Raw genomic sequence first — 21,496 nt, 5'->3', positions numbered from 1 at the left:
TGGCGATCGCTACACCGCAATCCGGGAAAGAGGGCGTGAGAAGAATCTCTTTCCCAAACGGGGCTTTAGTAGCGATAGTGGGCAAAGGCTTTGTTGGCCTCCGCCATTCGGTGGGTTTCTTCGCGCTTGCGAATCGCGCCACCGGTTTCATTGGCAGCATCCATGATTTCATTCGCCAGCTTGCTAGCCATGGTGCGACCCGAACGAGAGCGGGAGTAGGTGGCGAGCCAGCGGAGTGCGAGGGTGATGCCTCGGTTAGGGCGCACTTCCATCGGCACTTGATAGGTAGCACCCCCAACCCGGCGTGCTTTCACTTCGACGAGGGGGGTAATATTACGAATCGCTTGCTCGAAGACTTCGAGGGGATCGCTGCCGGTGCGTTCGCTGATGATCGCGAAGGCATCGTAAATCAGTCGATAGGCCAGGGATTCTTTGCCGTGACGCATCAGCCGCCGAGCGGTCATGCTGACGAGGCGGCTGTTATGGACAGAATCGGGGGGGACGGGACGTTTTTTGACGACTCTACGACGAGACATAGTGAATTCTGATAGTGCAGGTCTAAAGTATTGCAGGGATGAGCGGGTGGCGCGATCGCCCCATGGGGCAACAACACCGACCCGGAATTAGGCTTTGGGTCGCTTGGTGCCATATTTGGAACGGCTTTGGCGACGGTCTTTAACCCCCGTTGCATCCAATGTACCGCGCACAATATGGTAGCGAACACCGGGGAGGTCTTTGACCCGTCCACCGCGAATGAGCACAACGGAGTGTTCTTGGAGATTGTGGCCAATACCGGGAATGTAAGCCGTGACTTCAAACCCAGAGGTGAGCCGCACCCGTGCGACTTTGCGCAGCGCCGAATTCGGTTTCTTCGGCGTGGTGGTGTAAACCCGTGTGCAGACACCGCGCCGCTGTGGACATTCTTTCAGGGCGGGGGACTTGGTTTTCTTTTTCGCAACGGAGCGTTCCGTGCGGATCAGTTGCTGGATGGTTGGCATAGGTTACACGTTCTGCCTCGTGATGGTTCTTGATGTTGACGTGACAGTCTCCCATCATATCCAAATCCGCAAAACTGTGTCAAGCGACTGACGGGATTCCGGGGGCGTTAAATGCCAGATCCAAGGTCAGGCGCGATCGCAAAGGAATGCCCACAACTACAGGTGCGCACCGCCTGGGGGTTATCAAAGCGAAACCCACCCCCCATCAAGTCTTCCGTATAGTCCAAACATAACCCCGACACCATCGCGACATTCTCTCCCGCCACCGTCATGGCAATGCCTGCACTGACACAGTAATGATCCCCTTGAATCGGCGTAGCCACCAACTCCAACCCATAGACAAAATCCGCACAGCCCCCCGGTTGCACCGTGAGCCGTAACGTACTATTGGCTTGATTATGGGACATTTGCAGGCGGCGGACTTCCTGGGCAGCCGCTGCGGTCAAGGTAATCATCGGCGGGACTTAACTCCGTTTGTAATCATCTTGGAAGCGAATAATATCATCTTCGCCGAGATATTCCCCATTTTGCACCTCAATAATCACCAGATTAATCACCCCTGGGTTTTCGAGACGGTGGGGTGTGCATTGGGGCACATAGGTCGATTGATTACTGCCCAAAATCGTCACCTGATCCCCACAGGTCACCTTGGCAGTCCCCGACACCACAATCCAATGCTCACTGCGGTGATGGTGCATTTGTAGGCTCAAGCGATGTCCCGGCTTCACTTCAATCCGCTTAATTTTGTAGCGAGAGCCTTCTTCGAGTACGGTAAATGTTCCCCACGGACGTTGGGGAGAATCATCCCGCGCAGCCGGTGCGGTGGATGGAACGGTCACGTTGGCATCTTGAAGCTGAACCATAACTGCCTCACGAAAAATTAAACTATTGGACGGTTAAAGGGATGCGGATCGAGAGTCTTGTGAACAAGCCACATATTTCACTTCACCTTAGCAAATGACTTTTGGGATACTGGGATGATTTTTAAAATCCGGCCCAAACCCTAACAAGTCTTTACGAAACGGGGGGCTTTTTTTCACCAATTGCTCACATTCAGCGTCGCGATCGCACGAGACCTCATCCGCCTAGGGAAGATACACGCCAATCCCATTGTGAACCCGTGCCGCACCAGCGGGGGGACGATCCACCAAATGCCCGCCAAGGTAGAGAGATGAAGAACTGCCACCGTCGAGGTTGAGGGCAGCGGTCATGCCCATGCGTTGGGCCAGGGCGGCCAATTCGCGCAGGGACGGCCCCCGGCCCCGCTGGCGATTGTGAACAACGGCGAGCATGATCGTCCCCCGTGAGGTGGTTCCGATCAGGCTGCGGGAGGCGGATTGTTGGGCAAAGGCGGTGCTGAATTTTTCGGCTTCGGGGTTCAACACGACGCGCCCGCCTTCGATCAGGAGGGGGCCCGCTCCGACAATATGGGGGTAGTTGCCGAAATCGCTGGGGTTGGTGGTGCTGGTGAGGGTGACGGTGGTGCCTGGGGGCAGTTGATCGCGGGAGATACTGCCAGCCCGGATCACAAGGATGTAACCGTTTTGGGGGAGGGGAAAGGGGGTTTGACCCGCTGTGCCGCCGGCGTAATGTTCGGTGACTTGGTTGTTTTCGACGTAGATGATGATTTCGTTGTTGGTGATCGGGCGGTAGCTTTGGCCCCAGTCGAGGGTGTAGCGGGCGATGCCGGCTTGGACGTAGCCGCTGTTGAGGTGGGAGATGAAGAACCGTTGGCCGGTGTTGGTGGTGAGGGTTTCTTGGAGGGTGAGGCGACCGATTTTGATGTTGCCTTGGTCGTTCCAGCCGATCGCACCCCGGTTCAAAATCGGGCCGGAAAACCACCGGCCATCGCGGCGCACGGCTCCGAGGGGGAGGCGGTTGTTACGGTTAAAAAATCCGGCGTTGATCGCGGCAAAGGCTCCCCACTGGCGGCCGATCTCGACGATGGAGCTGGTGCCTTCCATGGTGTAGGGGTTGCTCCAGATCGGGCGGAGGGCAACGCGGGGGTTGTTGGCGGCGAATTCGAGGGAGAAGACGGGAAAGCGATCGCCCCCTAACACCACATAGCGTTTTTCCCAGCGAATCCCCTGTTCCCAGCGGGTGTCTTCCGGTTGAAAGGTAGCGTGATCGACTTGGGCCAATTGCAGCGGGGGAGAGGATGCGATCGCCTCAGCAGCAGCGGGTAGGGAACGAGTCCCCAAGCCGAGCAGCAGGAGGGCAGCACTGCAACTGATTTGATACCCAATGCCTTTTATGGCGTTAACCCGACGATGTTGTGTCTGTTGATCCATCTTGCCAAGGAACGAGTTGCCTATAATAATTGTCAAGCCATCGTTAAGAAACGATGTAATTGCGATCGCTATCTGTGTTGACTGGAGACTTACCAGTCCATTCGCAGCCCCATTGTTTTCTGTTATAGATCGTCTTTGGGGTAGACCCCCATTCCATCTAAGTTAATTCGGAGCGGCTTAACCGTCTATCTGGACAGGGCCGGTGATTCAATTGGATTACCCCCAGTCCCAGAACAATCATCATTATTTTTCACTGTAGTCACCCATGGATCACTCGATGCAGCCGAACTGTAATCTATCTCCCGTTTCTACCACAGATCCCCATCATCCCTATCCCGGTCAACCCTGGCTTGTCAACGAGCGCGATGCCTGCGGGGTCGGATTTATCGCCAATACCCGCGATGCTGCTGAACATCGCCTGATTGAACAGTCTTTAATTGCGTTGGGGTGTCTTGAACATCGCGGGGGCTGTAGTGCTGACTATGATTCCGGCGACGGATCGGGGGTGATGACGGGGATTCCGTGGGAACTGTTCCAAGCCTGGTTTGAGGAGCACCACATCACCATGCCCGACCCGGAAAAACTCGGTGTAGGGATGATCTTTCTCCCCTTAGATGATGTGTCAGCGAATAATCGCCGCTCCTTTGTCGAAGCGATCGCCACCTCCGAAGGCCTCACCGTCCTCGGTTGGCGCGTCGTCCCCACCCACCCCGAAGTCCTTGGTCGCCAAGCCCGCGCTAACCTGCCCCGCATCGAGCAAATCATGGTCACCGGCAAAGACCTCAGCGGCGACGAACTCGATCGCCGCCTCTATGTCGCCCGTAGTCGTGTCGGCAAAGAACTCGCCGATGATTTCTATGTCTGCTCCTGGTCCTGCCGCACCATTGTCTACAAAGGCATGGTACGCGCCGAAGTCCTCGGCCAGTTCTACCAAGATTTGGTCAATCCCCTCTATAAAAGTAAATTCGCCGTCTACCATCGCCGCTTCAGCACCAACACGATGCCCAAATGGCTCCTGGCCCAACCGATGCGCATCCTCGGTCACAACGGCGAAATCAACACCCTCCTCGGCAACATCAACTGGATGAGCACCCGCGAAAGCAGCCTCGAATCCGCAGGCTGGCATCACGAAGACCTCGCCGGACTCACCCCCATCGTCAACCCCGCCAACAGTGATTCCTCCAACCTCGACAGTGTGATGGAATTACTCGTGCGCACGGGCCGCACCCCCTTTGAAGCGGCGATGATTCTGGTTCCCGAAGCCTATAAAAATCAACCGGAACTCGAAGCCTACCCGGAAATCACCGACTTTTATAACTACTACAGCAGCATCCAAGAACCCTGGGACGGCCCCGCGCTCTTGGTGTTCAGCGATGGTAAAACCGTCGGCGCAACCCTCGATCGCAACGGCCTCCGCCCCGCCCGTTACAGCATCACCAAAGATAGCTATATTGTTGTCGCCTCCGAAGCCGGGGTCGTCGATTTACCCGACGCGGATATCGTCGAAAAAGGCCGCCTTGGCCCCGGTCAGATGATCGCGGTGGATCTCGAAACCCACGAAATTCTCCACAACTGGGACATTAAACAGCGGATTGCCCACCTCCACCCCTACGGTCAATGGATGCAAAAGCACCGCACCCAAATCCCCCGCGCCGACTTTAGCCAAGAACCCGCCTTGACCGGCCCGGATCTGCTCCAGCAGCAAACCGCTTTTGGTTATACCGCTGAGGATGTGGACATGGTGGTGCTTGCGATGGCGCAACAGGGGAAGGAGCCGACCTTCTGTATGGGCGATGATATTCCCTTGGCGGCGTTGTCGAGCAAGCCGCGCTTGCTTTATGACTATTTCAAACAACGTTTTGCCCAGGTGACGAACCCGCCCATCGATCCGTTGCGGGAGAGTTTGGTGATGTCATTGAATATGTTCCTCGGCGAACGGGGGAATCTCCTCGAAACGGAGCCGAAGGATAATGTGGTGCTCAAGATTAAAAGTCCGGTGCTCAATAATGGTGAGTTGCAGGCGATTCGGGACTCTGAGTTGGCGGTTACGGAGCTTTCAACCCTGTACAGGATTACCGCTGGCCCTGATGCACTCAAACGGGCAATCCATCACCTGTGTGAGCAAGCTGAAGCAGCGGTACGGGATGGTTGCGCGATTTTGATTTTGAGCGATCGCACCGCCACCGACTGCACCGCCACCGACCGCACCGCCACCCATCGCACCGCCACCGATCGCACCGCCACCGATCGCACCGCCACCGATCACGCTATCAGTGCAACGACAACCTATATTCCGCCCCTCCTGGCCGTGGGTGCGGTTCATCAACACCTGATCCACACCGGCCAACGGTTGAAAGTCTCGCTGATCGTCGATACGGCCCAATGTTGGAGCACGCACCATTTCGCCTGCTTGGTGGGCTTTGGTGCGTCGGCGGCTTGTCCCTATCTCGCCTTGGCAACGGTGCGCAGTTGGTGGCACGACCCCAAAACCCAAACCATGATGGACAAAGGCAAACTGCCCAAAATTGACCTAGAAACGGCCCAAACCAACTATCGCAAATCCTTAGAAGCGGGGATTCTCAAAATCCTGTCCAAAATGGGGATCTCGCTGTTGGCTTCCTATCATGGGGCGCAGATTTTCGAGGCGATCGGCTTAGGGGCGGAAGTGATTGATCTGGCCTTCACGGGGACGACCTCACGACTCGGCGGCATGAATCTGACGGACTTGGCCCAAGAAGCGATCGCCTTCCACAGTCGCGCCTTCCCGGAATTGCAGGGTAAAAAGCTGGAAAATTACGGGTTTGTCAACTTCAAGCCGGGCGGTGAATATCACATGAACTCGCCCCAAATGGCGAAGGCACTGCATCAGGCGGTACGCAGTTTTAACACCATGGCCGCCGAGGGCAACGCGGCCAAAGGCTTGATTGATAGTAGCTACGATCACTACACCACCTACATGCAGCAACTCGAAGAGCGGCCCGTGACCGCCCTGCGCGACTTGCTCGAATTCAAAAGCGATCGCCCTGCCATCGACCTCGAAGCGGTGGAGTCGATTGAATCCATCGTCACCCGCTTCTGTACCGGGGCAATGTCCCTCGGTTCCCTGTCGCGGGAGGCCCACGAAACCCTCGCGATCGCCATGAACCGAATCGGTGGTAAATCCAACTCTGGCGAAGGGGGCGAAGATCCGCTGCGGTTCATCACCATTGATGATGTGGATGCAGCGGGGAACTCCGAGGCCTTCAGCCATTTAAACGGGTTGAAAAAGGGCGATCGCGCCAACTCCGCGATTAAACAGATCGCGTCGGGTCGCTTCGGGGTCACACCGGAATATTTGATGAGCGGTCAACAACTGGAAATCAAAGTGGCCCAAGGGGCAAAACCCGGTGAAGGGGGTCAACTGCCCGGCCCGAAGGTGAGCGAATATATTGCCATGCTGCGCCGCTCCAAGCCCGGTGTGCCCTTGATTTCACCGCCGCCCCACCATGATATTTATTCAATTGAAGACCTGGCCCAATTGATCTTCGACCTCCACCAAATTCACCCCACCGCCAAGGTATCCGTGAAACTGGTGGCGGAAATCGGCATCGGCACGATCGCCGCCGGGGTGGCCAAAGCCAACGCCGACGTGATCCAAATTTCCGGCCACGACGGCGGCACGGGCGCATCTCCCCTCAGTTCAATCAAACATGCGGGTGCGCCGTGGGAATTGGGTCTCACGGAAGTGCATCGCTCTTTGATGGAAAATCAACTGCGCGATCGCGTCCTGTTACGAGTCGATGGCGGCATTAAAACCGGGTTTGATGTGGTGGTGGCCGCGTTGATGGGGGCCGAAGAATACGGCTTTGGTTCCGTGGCGATGATCGCCGAAGGCTGCATTATGGCGCGGGTTTGCCACACGAACCAATGCCCCGTTGGGGTCGCCACCCAACAGGAACGCCTCCGCAAACGCTTCCCCGGTACACCGGACAATGTGGTGAATTTCTTCTACTTCATCGCCGCTGAAGTGCAGCAAATTCTCGCCCGCTTGGGTTATACCAGCCTGGAGGAATTGATCGGGCGATCGGATCTGTTGGTACAACGGACGGCGGCGACTTCCCCGAAAACCGCAGGGTTAACCATGGCCTGCCTCACCTTGCCGCCCGTGTCCCAAAATCGCGATTGGCTCAAGCATGATGATGTCCATAGCAATGGTGATGTTTTAGAGGATCACCTCTTGGCCGATCCAGCGGTACAGGAGGCGATCGCCAATCATGGCACAGTGGAGAAAACCATTGCGATCGTCAACACCGATCGCACCGTCGGCGCTCGCATCGCGGGGCAACTGGCGAAACGGTACGGCAATGATGGCTTCAAGGGTCAGATTCATCTCACCTTGACCGGATCGGCGGGCCAAAGTTTCGGCGCGTTCAACCTCCCCGGCATGACCCTACGGCTGATCGGTGAAGCCAACGACTATGTCGGCAAAGGCATGAACGGCGGCGAAATCGTGATCACGCCCCCCGCTGCGGCCACCTACGACCCCGCCCAAAACGCGATCATTGGGAACACCTGCCTCTATGGTGCAACGGGCGGCACGGTCTACATCAACGGTCGCGCCGGGGAACGGTTCGCAGTCCGCAACTCCAAAGGCCAAGCCGTGATCGAAGGTGCGGGGGATCACTGCTGCGAATACATGACCGGTGGTGTCCTTGTCGTCTTGGGGTCTGTGGGTCGGAATGTGGGCGCGGGGATGACCGGCGGCTTGGGCTATTTCCTCGATGAAGCGGGCACGTTTGCCGCCAAAGTGAATCCGGAAATTGTCACAATCCAACGGGTCAGCACCGCCGCCGGCGAAGCCCAACTCAAGGCGATGATCACCGCCCACGCGGAACGGACGAATAGCCCGAAAGCGAAGCAAATCCTCGCCGATTGGGCCACCTACCTACCGCAATTCTGGCAAGTGGTTCCCCCCTCGGAAGCCGATAGCCCGGAAGCCTCGGCAACGGCAACACCGGATCTCGCCTCGGTGTAAGCCCTCATCCTCTCATCCTCTCGTGTCATGGCAGAGCCATGACACGAGGATTGTTGCGATCGCCCATCCCTCAAAGGCTATGGTAAAAACAGGCACATAACGCCGCCACGGCTCTATTTCCTGTTCTTTCACTGTACAAAAAACCATGAATCCTGAACTTGCACGGCTTCGGGCCACTCAATCCGCTACCATTCCCTGGAAAGCCTGGGGACCGTATCTGAGTGAGCGGCAATGGGGCACGGTGCGCGAGGATTATAGCCATGATGGGGCGGCCTGGGACTATTTCAGCCATGAGCAGGCGCGATCGCGGGCCTACCGTTGGGGCGAGGACGGCCTCGGTGGCATCTGTGACGATCAACAGCGGCTTTGTTTTGCCGTAGCCCTGTGGAATGGGCGCGACCCAATCCTCAAAGAACGCCTCTTTGGCCTGACGGGAACCGAGGGCAACCACGGCGAAGACGTTAAAGAATATTACTTTTACCTCGACAGCACCCCCACTCATTCCTATTTAAAATTTCTCTACAAATATCCGCAGCTTGAATTTCCCTACAGCGATCTGGTGCAGGAAAATCGCGATCGCGGTCGAGATGGTCTCGAATATGAATTAATCGACACGGGCATTTTTGACCAAAACCGCTATTTCGATGTGCAGGTGGAATACGCCAAAGCCTATGTAGACGATATTTTGATTCAAATCACGGTCAGCAATCGCGGCCCAGAACCCGCGACGCTGCACCTTTTGCCAACCCTGTGGTTTCGTAATACTTGGTCTTGGTCAGAGGAGCAACACAAACCCCAGTTAAAAGCCATGGGCGGGACTACTGAGCAGCCCAGCGCGATCGCAGCCCAACACCCCGACCTCGGCAACTATTGGCTTTACTGCCAGGATCAGCCGCCGCTGTTATTTACCGAAAATGAGACGAATTTTGAGCGGCTGTTTGAGACCCCCAACACCGGGCCCTATTGTAAAGATGGGATTCACGATGCGGTGATTCAGGGCCAAGCGGATGCGGTGAATCCTGACCAGATTGGCACAAAAGCCGCCGCCCAGTATTGCCTTGAGCTTGGCGCGGGCCAACAGCAGGTGGTGAAATTGCGGCTCCGGCCCGATTGGACTGAGGCGGGTGATCCCTTGGGGAGTGAGTTTGATCGGATTTTGGGCGATCGCAAGCGCGAGGCGGATCAGTTCTATTACGACCTGATGCCCAAGGCCCTCAGCAACGACGATCGCAACATCCAACGCCAAGCCTTCGCCGGGATGCTTTGGAGTAAACAATATTATCGTTACGATGTCAGCCGCTGGCTCCAAGGCGATCGCACTCCCCCCGCCCCCGAACGTGCCCAGGGTCGTAACCACAAATGGCCCCACCTCGACAGCAACGAGATCATCTCGATGCCGGACACCTGGGAATATCCCTGGTTTGCCGCCTGGGATTTGGCGTTTCACTGTCTGCCCCTCGCCCTCGTTGACCCGGACTTTGCCAAGGCGCAACTGGATCTGATGACCCGTGAATGGTATATGCACCCCAACGGTCAAATCCCCGCCTACGAGTGGAATTTTAGTGATGTAAATCCCCCCGTCCATGCCTGGGCCACCTGGCGCGTTTATCAAATGGAACGCAAGCAGAAGGGGACAGGCGATCGCGCCTTCCTCGAACGTATTTTTCAAAAATTACTGCTGAACTTCACCTGGTGGGTGAATCGGAAAGACCGCAGCGGCAACAATATTTTTGAAGGAGGCTTTCTCGGTTTGGACAATATCGGCGTGTTTGATCGCAGTGCGCCGTTGCCCACCGGGGGCTATCTTGAACAGGCCGACAGTACAAGCTGGATGGCGATGTATTGCCTCAATATGCTCACCATCTCTCTGGAATTGGCGCGGGAGAATCCCGTCTACGAGGACATGGCGACGAAGTTTTTTGAGCATTTTATCTACATCGCCGATGCGCTGAATCATTTGGGGGGCGATCGCACCTCATTATGGGATGACGAGGATGGCTTTTTCTATGATGTGTTGAACCTGCCCAACGGTGAATCGATGCGGTTGAAAGTGCGATCGCTCGTCGGCCTGATTCCCCTCTTTGCCGTCACCACCCTCGAACCCGAATTACTGGATCAACTGCCCAACTTCAAAGCCCGCTTAGAATGGTTCGTCCACCATCGCCCCACCCTGAAGCGCAACGTCGCCTGCATGGAAAGCAAGGGCCAGGGGGCACGGCGGATGTTGGCGTTGTGTTATGTAACGCGCGATCGCCTCGAACCCACCGACAAACTGCGCCGCATCCTCCAAAAACTCCTCGACGAAACCGAATTCCTCAGCGACTACGGTATCCGTGCCCTCTCCCGCCATCACCACGCACACCCCTACCTTTTCAGCGTTGATGGCCAGGAACACCGCGTCGATTACGAACCCGCCGAATCCAGCAGCGGCCTGTTTGGGGGGAATTCCAACTGGCGCGGCCCGGTGTGGATGCCTGTTAACTATCTCCTGATCGAGTCCCTGCAACAGTTCCACCACTACCTCGGCGATGCGTTCAAGGTCGAATGTCCCACCGGTTCAGGGCGTTGGCTCAACCTGTGGGAGGTCTCTCAAGAACTATCCCAGCGTCTGATCAAACTCTTCCGCAACGATGCCACCGGCCACCGCGCCATCTACGGCGGCACGAAAAAATTCCAAACCGATCCCCACTGGCATAATTTGATCCTCTTTTTTGAATATTTCCATGGTGATAATGGCGCTGGAATTGGGGCCAGTCATCAAACGGGGTGGACGGGCTTAATTGCCAAATTAATCCAACAAACCGGGGAATATAACTCGCTTTAACGTCACGACTGCGACAGGCGTGCGCTGATAAATTGCAAAATTGTTGCGGCGCGTTGCGTCCAGGTGTGGTGTTGCACATCTTGCCAGGCTTGGGCGGCGATCGCGTCCCCAGCGACAGGATCAGCCAACAAAGCCCGGATCGCGTCGGCCATGGCATCGGGATCATCGGGGGGAATCAGGCGGCCATTGTGGCGATCGCGTAACACCGTGGCAATATTGGGCAAATCTGAGGCAATAATGGGGCGTTGCGCTGCCATGTATTCAAAGAGTTTCAGGGGGGAGGTGGTGCTGGCTAGCTTCCACTGTTGGCTGGTGGGCAAGAGGAGCAGATCCGCCGCAAACAGATAGGGGGGGAGTTCCGCTTGGGTTTTGTAGCCGGTGATTTGGAGGTTGTGCAGACCGAGGCGGAGGGCTTGCGATCGCACCCGCTCCACATCTTTGGTTTGACCCCCAACGAGAACGAATTGACAGTGGGGCAACTGGGTTGCCGCCTGCAAAATCGTCGGGATGCCTTTGTAGTCGTAGAGGTTGCCGGCGTAGAGGGCGATGGGTTGATTCGTTGCGAGGTTGAGAGCTTGGCGGGCGATGGCTTGGGGTTGTGCAGGGATGAAGGGGGCAAGATCTACGGCACTGGGGGCAATGCAAATCTTGGCCGGATCGCAACCTTGCTGGATGTAGTGCGATCGCAACTCGTCGGCCAGGGTGACGATGGCGATTAGGTTTGGGTGTTGGAGGAGAGGGGAGGCGAGGATCTGCGGCGTGATCGGTTCGTGAAATTCGAGGACAACGGGTAATCCGGCGGCAAGCAAGGGCGTAACGAGATAGGGCGTTCGGGTATAGACCACCGTGGGCTGTTGACGCTGACAATAGGCGATCGCCCAGCGGAGATATTTACGCGGTGAATAGGAACCTTCGGGGAACGGAAACGGCGTGCGCCAGGTGAGCGACGGAATCCGCGTCACAGTAAACGGCACTCGTACCCCATACCACTGGTTAAACCGGGCGGTGAACTCTCGCTCTAGGCCGAGGCACGATCGCAGATTGCCGCTGACAATCAATTCAAACCGCTTCACCATGGGCGCGAAGGCCTGGGCCATCTTCACCGCTTGGATCTCGTTCGCCACGGGCGACGGCATTGTCCCCGCCGATAGATAAAACAGGGATGCGATCGTCATCGTTTCCCTCTCACCACTCCCGCCATCATTTCGCCCCACACCTTCACGTTAAACTGTCTCACGATTCGATCCAATCCGGGTCTGGTTGGTTGAGATCTTGGAGTTGATTGAGGGGAGTCCAGCCCGCTGTCCAACTGCGATCGTCCTTCAACTGTTTGGCATTAATCCAAAACCGCACCGTAGGATCGCAGGAGGACACCAGTTCAGCAAAAACCCATTTTCCTTCGGTTTTGCGGTTCTGGACTTGGAAATGTCGCCAGCCAAAGGTTTTCTGTTTGGCCGTCCATTTGGAGCCTAAAAGATGAGGAAATTTTTGTTTTTTGGCCATACTGTCCGATCGGAAATCGCCTTGATTGTAAACAGAATCACTCTCGCTTTGGAAAATTTTTCCAACAAAATCACACGGCAATGACCCAGAGGGGGAGAGGATTTGATACATTCGGCACACAGCCCCTTGGGGGGTTAGCTGTGACTGGAACTAAGACTATGACACATGATTATGTCCTCGCGATTGATTTAGGAACGACGGGGAATCGGGCGATTTTGTTTAATCATGAGGGGGCGATCGCAGGCCAAACCTATAAAGAATTTACTCAACATTATCCCCAACCGGGCTGGTTAGAACATGATGCCGAAGAGATCTGGCGCGATACCCAAATTTTGATGAAGCGGGTTTTGGCGGAACAGGATGTGTCTGCCTCCCAGATTGCCGCGATGGGGCTGACGGTGCAGCGGGAAACCTGTTTGCTGTGGGATAAGACGACGGGAAAACCCCTGCATCGGGCGATCGTCTGGCAAGACCGCCGCACCACCTCCCATTGTCAACAATTAAAAGCATCGGGGCAAGCGAGTCTCATCGAAGAGCGCACGGGCCTTGTGGTGGATGCCTATTTTTCCGCGACGAAACTGGCGTGGCTGCACCATTGGGTCAAGGACAATCGCCCCGATGTGAAGCCGGAAAATATTCTCGCAGGGACGATTGATACTTGGATTTTGTGGAATTTGACCGGACATAAAGTCCACGCCACGGATCACAGCAACGCTAGCCGCACGATGTTGATGAATTTGGCGCGGGGGGAATGGGATGCGGATTTGCTGGCGCTGTTTGATGTTGCGCCCCACTGGATGCCGACGATTCAGCCGAGTATGGGGGAGTTTGGGCACAGTGATCCGGCGTTGTTGGGGGCAGCGGTTCCCATCGCGGCGATTTTTGGGGATCAGCAGGCGGCGCTGTTTGCCCATGGGTGCAATACGCCGGGGTTGTTGAAATGCACCTATGGAACGGGGTGTTTTTTGGTGGCGCAGATGGGGACGGAGTTGGCGCGATCGCGCCATCAACTCCTGTCTACGGTGGCTTGGACTACACCTGAACAGACAAACTACGCCCTCGAAGGGGCGATGTTCACCGCCGGGGCTTGTATTCAATGGCTGCGGGACGGGTTGAAACTGATTAAGTCTGCGCAGGAAACGGATGCGATCGTGCGGTCTGTGCCCAATACGGACGGGGTGTTTTTTGTGCCGGCTTTGAGTGGGTTGGGTGCGCCCCATTGGGATATGAATGCGCGGGCCTCGTTCCAAGGGATTACGGGCGGAGTCCAGCAGGCCCACATGGTGCGGGCGGTGCTAGAGGCGATCGCCTACCAAGTGAAAGAAGTGGTCGATGCAATGAACCAAGACGCGAACGAACCCATTTCCCAACTGAAAGTAGACGGCGGCGCATCCCAAAATGACTGGCTGATGCAGTTCCAAGCCGATGTCCTCGGTATCCCCGTCGAGCGACCGGTTATCCTCGATGCAACGGCTCAAGGGGCAGCCTTTGGGGCCGGTTTGGCGGTGGGGTTTTGGGGTGATTACGACGAACTCCTCAGCAAACGGCAAGTGGAGCAAGTGTTTGAACCGGGCGAAGGTCAAGCCGAAGCCCAGGCCAATTTTGCCCAATGGCAAAAGGCCGTCAGTCGGGCGAAAAACTGGATCGAAAACTAAAACAGATGGGGGCGCAGTTTTGGCCCAGGTTGCGCCCCCATCTGCTCCGGTTGCCGCTGGATCGTGCTACTGGTATTAATCTGTTGGCGTAAAAATTCTCCTAGTATCACGACACACGTTAATCAGTGAGTTACGGCAGATTGTCAGATACCTTGATAGTCTAAATTTTAGCCACCCAACCCACTCTGTCCTAATGTACTATTTTAGCCATGTCACTACACTAGGGGTCAATCTTCACGGGGTTCGGGATCAGCCGGGGGGGTGAGGGTTTGGGGAGATTTGGGTTTGAGGCTTGACCACACCATGACGATGCCAGTGCCAACCATGAATAACAGACCCATGCCGTTGAGGAGCACATAGATAGGCTCTAAAAATTTGCCGAGGTATTCGCCTTCATGAATCACCATCAGAAAATGGACTTGGTCACGGGAGAGGCCAAACCAACTTTTGCCGAGGCGGTAGCAAATACCGCTGATGGCGGTGATCAGGAAGGGAATTAGGATAATCGGGGCAAGGGTACGATGGGCGTTGCGAACAGTCCGTCGAAAAACCATGGGTTATCTGTACAAAAGAATCTTCGTTAATTTAATTTAATGGCATGGAGGTGGGGAGTGTAGGAAACTAGAGGGTAGGACGTATGGGGAATCATTAAACAGTTATGGTGAAGGGTGCGATCGCCGTCAATGCACGCCTCCACTGGCACTGTCATCAGGTGGAACAGCCGTAGCCCAGCACGCAGCATTTCAATCAAAGGCAGGATTTCACCTTACTGTGGGCAGAATGCCTTACTTCACAATCAAGGGTAGGCAGCACCGCGAAAGACTCTCGATATCAACAGTCACAGTGTCCATTAGAAAAAACAAATGTATTGTTTTGCGTTTGCTGACTGCCCCTGGGATGCGCACCATGAAACAGACATCATCCTCACAACCACGTTTACCGTCTACTCTCGCTCCTGCGGATTTGCCAGTGTCGCACTCCTCTGCTCTCCTGAGCCGTGGGGTGATGGGGCTGTGGTGGCTGGGTGTGGGTGTGACGTTGGTGGGCTGTGGGATGGTCTGGCTGGAGCCAATGCCGCTGCCGGTGCGGGGGGTGGTGAGTTTCAGTGCGGTCTTCTGGGTGGGGATGGGGGCGATCGCTCGGCATTGGTGGCAACAATGGACAGAACTCGAACACCATCAACAGATCCGCGATCAATCCCTCCAAACAGTCCAACAGGACTCGCAGGATCTCCGCGCCGAACTCACGGCGGAAGTGACGGCCTATGCGGCATTGCTCCAAGAAGTGCAAGAGCGGGAAATCCAGTTTCGGCGGCAGTATGAAAAGCTCCCAATTCCGGTTTGTACTTGGCGCTATACGGGGGATGATTTTCTGTTTGTCGGGTGTAATGAGGCGGCGATCGCGTTCACCGACGGGGAGGTGCTTAACAATATGGGAAAGCGAGCCACAGAGATCCTCTCGGACTATCTGTTTGTTCATCAGGATTTGGCGGAATGCTTGCTGACGAAAACCCCGACGACGCGATCGTTTCATTTTGCCAGCCTCGATATCCATCTCCAACTCCGCTACCTTTTTATTCCCCCCAATTGGGTGATGGTGCTCACGGAAGACATCACGACCCAATACCGTAGCGAAATCCAACTCAAACTCCGCCTCCGCCAACAGTCCACCTTGGCCGAACTGGGTCAACTGGGACTCACGACCCCGAATTTGGCCAGCTTGATGCAGGAGACCGTGCGGCTGGTGTCGCGGACGTTGCGTGTTAAATATTGCGCGATTTTTGAATATTTGGCCAATGGCCATGCCTTGCTGTTACAAACGGGGGTGGGGTGGAAAAAAAATCTCATTGGTCAACTCACGGTGTCTGCTTCGACCGCGTCGCAATCGGGTTACACCCTGGAACGGGGCGAGCCGGTGATTGTGAAGGATCTACGGGTGGAGTCACGGTTTCGGGGAGCGCCGCTGCTCCATAATCATCGGGTGATTAGTAGTGTGTCGGTGGTGATTGATGGGGAAGGGTCGCCCTATGGGGTGTTGGGGATTTATACGGATCGCTTCCGGGAGTTTGATGAGGATGATGCTCAGTTTCTCCAGGCGGTGAGCCATATTTTGACGACGGCGATTAAGCGCGATCGCCAGGCGGAACAATTAAACCTGATGAAGCGGGCGATTGATTCGAGCCAAAACAGCATTGTGATTAGTGATGCGATCGCCCCCGGTCAACCGATTCTCTACGCCAACAGTGGCTTTGAGCAAATCACCGGCTATCAAGCCGATGAAGTGGTCGGTCAAAGTGTTAGCCTCCTCTACGGCAGTGGCACGACCCCCCAAACCCTCCAAGCGATCACTCTGGCTCGGTTCCAAGGCTATGGCTTCCACGGCACACTCCGCTACTATCGCAAAGATGGTACGCCGTTTTGGATGGAATTAAACCTCGCGCCGGTTCACGATCAACATAATGCCCTCACCCACTTTATTGAAGTTCAAACTGATATTACCGAGCGCAAACAATTCGAGGAAACCCTGCGCAATGAACGGGATTTACTGAATGGCATTCTCCAAACCAGTATTGCGGCGATTATTGTGCTCAATAAGGCAGGAGAATTAACCTTTGCCAATGAACGGGCGGAGGCGATTCTGGGGTTGGATTCCACCCCAGAAATTCCTGAAACGTCCACCCCAGATGGGCGCAGCGCCGATCCCCATGACCGTCCTGGGAATCGGTTGATTATTGAACGGTATGCGCTGCCGGTAACGCCGATTTTGACGGAGGGGCATCCGGTGTTTGATCTGCACCATACGGTGGTGACGGAGCGGGGCGATCGCCAATATCTCTCGATTAACGGTGCGCCCCTGCGGGATGCCCACGGCAACATTACCGCTGCGGTGCTGTCGATTACCGATATTACGGAACAATACCAGGCGGAAATCGCCCTGCGCCAAAGTGAAGAACAGTTTCGGCTGTTGTTTGAACTCGCACCGATCGGGATTTTCCTCTGTGGTATGGATGGCCGTTTCCAGCAGGTCAATCCGGCGCTCTGTGCGGTGCTGGGCTACAGTGCTGACCAGTTACAACAACTGCATCTCAGTGAACTGACTCACCCCGATGATCATGCGGCGGATTTGGCGATTAACCAACAATTGCTCTTAGGGGAAATCGATCAGTTTCAGATCGAGAAACGGTTTATTTCGCAGCAGAATATGGTGGTGCATACCCTGGTGCGGGTGGTGATGGTCTATGACGATGAGGGGCAACCGAGCCATGAGGTGGGGCAGGTGGTGGATATTAGCGATCGCAAATGGGCCGAAGAAGCCCTGCTCGCCAGTGAAAAACGCCTTGAGGGGATTCTCGGCTCCATTGAAGATGTGGTGTGGTCGGCAGAACCCCACACCTTTGCCCCGATTTATTTCAACCCAGCGGCGGCGGTGGTGTTTGGGCGATCGCTCCCCGAACTCTTTTCCACGCCGCGCCTTTGGTTGAGCCTGATCCACGGCGAAGATCAAACCCGCTTCACCCAGCACCTCCATCTCCTCAGATCTACGGGGGTTGGTGAATGTGAATATCGGATTGTGCGCCCCAATGGAGAACTGCGGTGGCTGCTGTGTCGGAGTCGGCTGGTGTACGACGAGCAGGAGCAACCGGTGCGCATTGATGGCATCAGTAGCGACATCACCGAGCGACGCATGGCCGAGGCGCAACTGCGGCGCAATGCGTTTTATGATTCGTTAACGGAACTCCCGAACCGCGCCCTCTTTATGGATCGGCTCTGGCATACGATTCGGCGGGCACGACGGCGGGGCGGCTATTTGTTTGCGGTGCTGTTCTTGGATATTGATTCCTTTAAGGTGGTGAACGATAGCTTAGGGCATACGGTGGGGGATGATCTGTTGATTGCGATCGCCCGCCGGCTCGAAGATTATCTGCGCCCCAGTGATACCCTCGCCCGGCTTGGGGGTGATGAATTCACGATCTTGCTCGAAGAAATCAGCGATCGCCAAGAAGCCCTCACCATCGCCGATCGCATCCATTCCGCCCTGCGCACCTCCTTCCACATCCAAGGCTACGACGTATTCGCCGAAACCAGCATCGGCATCGCCTTCAGCCAACTGCCCGACACCCCCAAAGACAGCATCCATTACAACTACCCCGAAGACCTGCTGCGGGATGCCGACACCGCCATGTATCGCGCCAAAGCCCTCGGCAAGGGACGCTACGCCGTCTTCCACACCGCCATGCACCAACGCGCCCTCGCCCGCTTGGAGCTGGAAACCGACCTGCGCCGCGCCGTCGAACGCCAGGAATTTGTCGCGTATTATCAACCGATCATGAACCTGCATTCTGGTAAAATCAGCGGTTTTGAAGCCTTGATCCGGTGGCAGCATCCCGACAAAGGCCTGGTGTCCCCCATCCACTTCATCCCCATTGCCGAGGAAACGGGACTGATCATTCCCATGGGTTGGTGGATGCTCCAAGCCGCCACCAGCCAACTCGCCCAATGGCAGCAATACTACCCCGCCGCCAAAAATTTAGTGATGAATGTCAACCTGTCCGGGCGGCAGATGGGAGAACTCGACCTCGTCGATATGATTGACTATATCCTCGAAAAAACAGGGTTGGCGAGCAAGCACCTCAAGCTCGAAATCACCGAAAGTATGCTGATGGACAATGCCACAGAAGCGAAAGAGGTGCTGATGAAGTTGCGATCGCGCCAAATCCTCCTCGGCATTGATGACTTTGGCACGGGGTACTCGTCTTTGAGTTATCTCGATCAATTTCCCGTCAATACCCTCAAAATTGACCGCTCCTTTGTGATGCGGATCAAAGCCGACGGTGAAGACTCCGAAATTGTCCAAGCGATCATCAACCTCGCCCATATCCTAGGCATGGATGTGGTGGCGGAAGGGATCGATGCCCCGATGCAGGTGGCCTATCTCAAACGCTGGGGCTGTGACTTCGGCCAGGGCTATTATTTCGCCCGCCCCATGCCCGCCCCCGATGCCGAAACCTTTTTACAGAAAAATCTTTAACCCCCAAGCCAACGTCACCGAGGGCGATCGCCGCGTAACGCACCGTCCCATTAAGCTTTAGACTAGGCCGCGAGAAGACTTTTAAATAAACCCAGGCCGTCGGTGGCGTTGAGGATTGGATCGGCGGCGCGTTCGGGGTGGGGCATCATGCCGAGGATGTTGCCTTGGGGGTTGGTGATGCCGGCGATGTTGCCGGCGGAGCCGTTGGGGTTGGTGGTGTCGTCGATCGCGCCCTCGTGATCACAGTAGCGGAACAGGATTTGGTTGTGGTCTTCGAGGGCTTTGAGGGTGTCGGGGTCGGCGTGGTAGCGGCCTTCCCCGTGGGCGATGGGGAGGGTGATTACTTGGTCGGGGTCATATTGACTAGTCCAGGGGGTGCGATGGGGGGTGATTTTGAGGGGGACGCGATCGCAAATAAAATGCAAATCCCGATTCCGCGTCAGCGCACCGGGCAGCAAGCCCACTTCGGTCAAAATTTGGAAGCCGTTACAGATGCCCAGTACCCATTTACCCTGTTGGGCATGGTTGATGACGCTATTCATCACCGGCGAAAAACGAGCGATCGCTCCACAGCGGAGGTAATCCCCGTAGCTAAACCCCCCCGGCACGATCACCACATCGAGATCACTCAAATCCGTGTCTTGATGCCAAATCATCCGCGTCGGTTGGCCGATGACATCACGAGTGACATAGGCCACATCGCGATCGCAGTTAGAACCCGGAAACACAACAATGCCAAATTTCATGATTTTTGTTTCAACCTACAAAAGCGGAATCTAAACGAGTGAGGCGGCCTAGGTTGACGCGAGTTCGTTGAGTTCAAACCGATAGTTTTCAATCACCGGGTTGGCCAAAAGGCGATCGCACATTTGATCTAACTGCTGGGACGCTTCCCCTTGATCCACCGCATCGAGGGCCACTTCAATATATTTACCAATCCGTACCGACTCCACCGCCTCATACCCCAGTTGATGCAGTCCAGAACAGACCGCCACTCCCGCCGGATCAAGCACCGAAGGGCGTAGGGTGACATAGATTCGAGCTTGAAAATGAGCCATGGAACTCCCACCAAAACAGCACATCCCCCATTCTATTCGGGTACGGGAAGATTCGCTCCGAGGGATTCAGCTTTCTCGTATACTAAAGGGCATCCGCGCAAGCTGAACCGCAGCGAATGAAGACCCGCACCCGCTCCCAAGAAAAAATTCTCCGTCTCCTTAAAACCCTCCACCACGCCATTTCCGCCCAAGACCTCTATCTTGAACTGCGCCAAACCCAGCAAAATATGGGACTCGCGACGGTATACCGCGCCCTCGAAGGCCTTAAGCTCGACGGCTTGGTGAAAGTGCGCACCCTCACCAATGGCGAATCCCTCTATAGCCCCGTCCAACAGGATCAGCACCATCTCACCTGTCTCAATTGTGGCCGCTCGATTCCCATTGCAGAATGCCCGGTGCATGAACTCGAACACCAATTACAAGCCTCCCACCAATTCAAGGTGTACTATCACACTCTGGAATTTTTCGGACTTTGTGCCGACTGTCAGGGGCAGGAGGAAGAAGAGGCGATCGCCCCCCTGTAGCCCGCCCCCTTAAGCCCAAACTCGGTTTAAATCCAAGTGAAAGCCTGGTAAGACTGGCTCACCTGATAACGTCAGCGGATTCACCAAAACATCAACGTCTGCACCCGCTCGGTACAGTGCCACAGTTCTAGTCTGTGGATCAATCAGCCAACCCAACGCTGCACCATTGTCTAGATACTCGTGCATTTTGGCTTGCAATTCCTTCAGCGGATCGGAAGCGGATCGGAATTCCACCACAAAATCCGGGCAAATCTGTGGAAACGTCTGGAGCGGGGCCTCAGTCAGGGCATCCCAGCGCTCTTGACAGATCCAAGACGCATCAGGCGAGCGAATCGCACCATTGGGCAAGATAAATCCACTTGAAGAGTCAAACGCTTGACCGGGTTCACCACAATTTCGCCACCAGAGATACAATTCTCCGGCAATCCTCCAATGTTGTTGTCCGGTTCTCCAGCCTGTGGGTGGATTCACGATTAATTCTCCGGTGGCGCTTCTCTCCAGTTGTAACTCTCGATTGCTGGCGGCCAGAGCTACAAATTGCGTTGGGGTGACGGAGAGACGCAGGGCTTTGGTTGACTTACTCCCCCGTTTAGAAAACGGG

17 protein-coding genes are annotated in these 21,496 nt (G+C 55.7%); 5 read left to right on the top strand and 12 right to left on the bottom strand.

All coding sequences use genetic code 11. The features are described from left to right. Positions 1-65: 65 nt before the first annotated feature. The 5 genes from rpsG to SPI6313_RS17310 form a co-directional block, all read right to left on the bottom strand. Positions 66-536: a 30S ribosomal protein S7 gene (gene rpsG / locus SPI6313_RS17330; RefSeq protein ID WP_072622118.1), complete on the bottom strand. Its 471-nt coding sequence runs from the start codon at positions 534-536 to the stop codon at positions 66-68. Positions 537-623: 87 nt separating this feature from the next. Continuing rightward, entirely contained in the window at positions 624-998 is a 375-nt protein-coding gene (gene rpsL, locus SPI6313_RS17325; protein ID WP_072622117.1) for a 30S ribosomal protein S12, read from the bottom strand. 107 nt (positions 999-1,105) lie between these two features. Beyond that, positions 1,106-1,453: a HesB/IscA family protein gene (locus tag SPI6313_RS17320; protein ID WP_072622116.1), complete on the bottom strand. Its 348-nt coding sequence runs from the start codon at positions 1,451-1,453 to the stop codon at positions 1,106-1,108. 9 nt (positions 1,454-1,462) lie between these two features. Next, a complete protein-coding gene (locus tag SPI6313_RS17315; protein WP_084669091.1) occupies positions 1,463-1,861 on the bottom strand; it encodes a phosphomannose isomerase type II C-terminal cupin domain in 399 nt (132 codons plus the stop codon). 222 nt (positions 1,862-2,083) lie between these two features. Then, complete coding sequence (locus SPI6313_RS17310; protein ID WP_072622115.1) at positions 2,084-3,289, bottom strand: phosphodiester glycosidase family protein; 1,206 nt, start codon at positions 3,287-3,289, stop codon at positions 2,084-2,086. Positions 3,290-3,554: 265 nt separating this feature from the next. On the opposite strand from SPI6313_RS17310, the gene gltB reads away from it, so the two are divergent. Together gltB and SPI6313_RS17300 are read left to right on the top strand one after the other, a co-directional pair. Continuing rightward, on the top strand, positions 3,555-8,303 hold the full coding sequence (gene gltB / locus SPI6313_RS17305; RefSeq protein ID WP_072622114.1) for a glutamate synthase large subunit: 4,749 nt from the start codon (positions 3,555-3,557) through the stop codon (positions 8,301-8,303). A gap of 145 nt (positions 8,304-8,448) precedes the next feature. Then, complete coding sequence (locus SPI6313_RS17300) at positions 8,449-11,127, top strand: MGH1-like glycoside hydrolase domain-containing protein (protein WP_072622113.1); 2,679 nt, start codon at positions 8,449-8,451, stop codon at positions 11,125-11,127. Between the two features lie 2 nt (positions 11,128-11,129). Here the strand turns inward: SPI6313_RS17300 and SPI6313_RS17295 are convergent, their stop codons facing one another. Together SPI6313_RS17295 and SPI6313_RS17290 are read right to left on the bottom strand one after the other, a co-directional pair. Beyond that, positions 11,130-12,302, bottom strand: coding sequence for a glycosyltransferase family 4 protein (locus SPI6313_RS17295; protein ID WP_084669090.1), 1,173 nt, complete (start codon positions 12,300-12,302; stop codon positions 11,130-11,132). Positions 12,303-12,360: 58 nt separating this feature from the next. Further along, positions 12,361-12,630, bottom strand: a complete 270-nt coding sequence (locus tag SPI6313_RS17290; protein WP_072622112.1) for a TIGR02450 family Trp-rich protein — start codon at positions 12,628-12,630, stop codon at positions 12,361-12,363. A gap of 158 nt (positions 12,631-12,788) precedes the next feature. Between SPI6313_RS17290 and glpK the strand changes: the two genes are divergently transcribed. Next, positions 12,789-14,285, top strand: coding sequence for a glycerol kinase GlpK (glpK, locus tag SPI6313_RS17285; RefSeq protein ID WP_072622111.1), 1,497 nt, complete (start codon positions 12,789-12,791; stop codon positions 14,283-14,285). Positions 14,286-14,512: 227 nt separating this feature from the next. On the opposite strand, the gene SPI6313_RS17280 is transcribed toward glpK, so the two are convergent. Both SPI6313_RS17280 and SPI6313_RS23675 read right to left on the bottom strand, forming a co-directional pair. Continuing rightward, complete coding sequence (locus SPI6313_RS17280) at positions 14,513-14,839, bottom strand: peptidase (RefSeq protein WP_072622110.1); 327 nt, start codon at positions 14,837-14,839, stop codon at positions 14,513-14,515. A 26-nt stretch (positions 14,840-14,865) separates the two neighbouring features. Beyond that, entirely contained in the window at positions 14,866-15,036 is a 171-nt protein-coding gene (locus SPI6313_RS23675) for a hypothetical protein (protein ID WP_217650643.1), read from the bottom strand. Positions 15,037-15,191: 155 nt separating this feature from the next. On the opposite strand from SPI6313_RS23675, the gene SPI6313_RS17275 reads away from it, so the two are divergent. Then, a complete protein-coding gene (locus SPI6313_RS17275) occupies positions 15,192-19,313 on the top strand; it encodes an EAL domain-containing protein (protein WP_175551173.1) in 4,122 nt (1,373 codons plus the stop codon). 62 nt (positions 19,314-19,375) lie between these two features. On the opposite strand, the gene purQ is transcribed toward SPI6313_RS17275, so the two are convergent. Together purQ and purS are read right to left on the bottom strand one after the other, a co-directional pair. Further along, positions 19,376-20,059 (bottom strand): phosphoribosylformylglycinamidine synthase subunit PurQ, encoded by a 684-nt coding sequence (purQ, locus tag SPI6313_RS17270; RefSeq protein WP_072622108.1) that lies wholly within the window; start codon positions 20,057-20,059, stop codon positions 19,376-19,378. 48 nt (positions 20,060-20,107) lie between these two features. Next, a complete protein-coding gene (gene purS, locus SPI6313_RS17265) occupies positions 20,108-20,371 on the bottom strand; it encodes a phosphoribosylformylglycinamidine synthase subunit PurS (RefSeq protein ID WP_072622107.1) in 264 nt (87 codons plus the stop codon). A gap of 116 nt (positions 20,372-20,487) precedes the next feature. On the opposite strand from purS, the gene SPI6313_RS17260 reads away from it, so the two are divergent. After that, positions 20,488-20,895: a Fur family transcriptional regulator gene (locus tag SPI6313_RS17260; RefSeq protein WP_072622106.1), complete on the top strand. Its 408-nt coding sequence runs from the start codon at positions 20,488-20,490 to the stop codon at positions 20,893-20,895. 9 nt (positions 20,896-20,904) lie between these two features. Here SPI6313_RS17260 and SPI6313_RS17255 read toward each other — a convergent pair whose 3' ends face one another. Further along, a complete protein-coding gene (locus SPI6313_RS17255; RefSeq protein WP_072622105.1) occupies positions 20,905-21,459 on the bottom strand; it encodes a Uma2 family endonuclease in 555 nt (184 codons plus the stop codon). Positions 21,460-21,496: the final 37 nt, after the last annotated feature.

The organism is Spirulina major PCC 6313 (assembly GCF_001890765.1).
GTDB lineage: Bacteria > Cyanobacteriota > Cyanobacteriia > Cyanobacteriales > Spirulinaceae > Spirulina > Spirulina major.
Note: the sequence above shows the minus strand (reverse complement) of the source record. Positions and strands in the feature narration are given on the sequence as shown.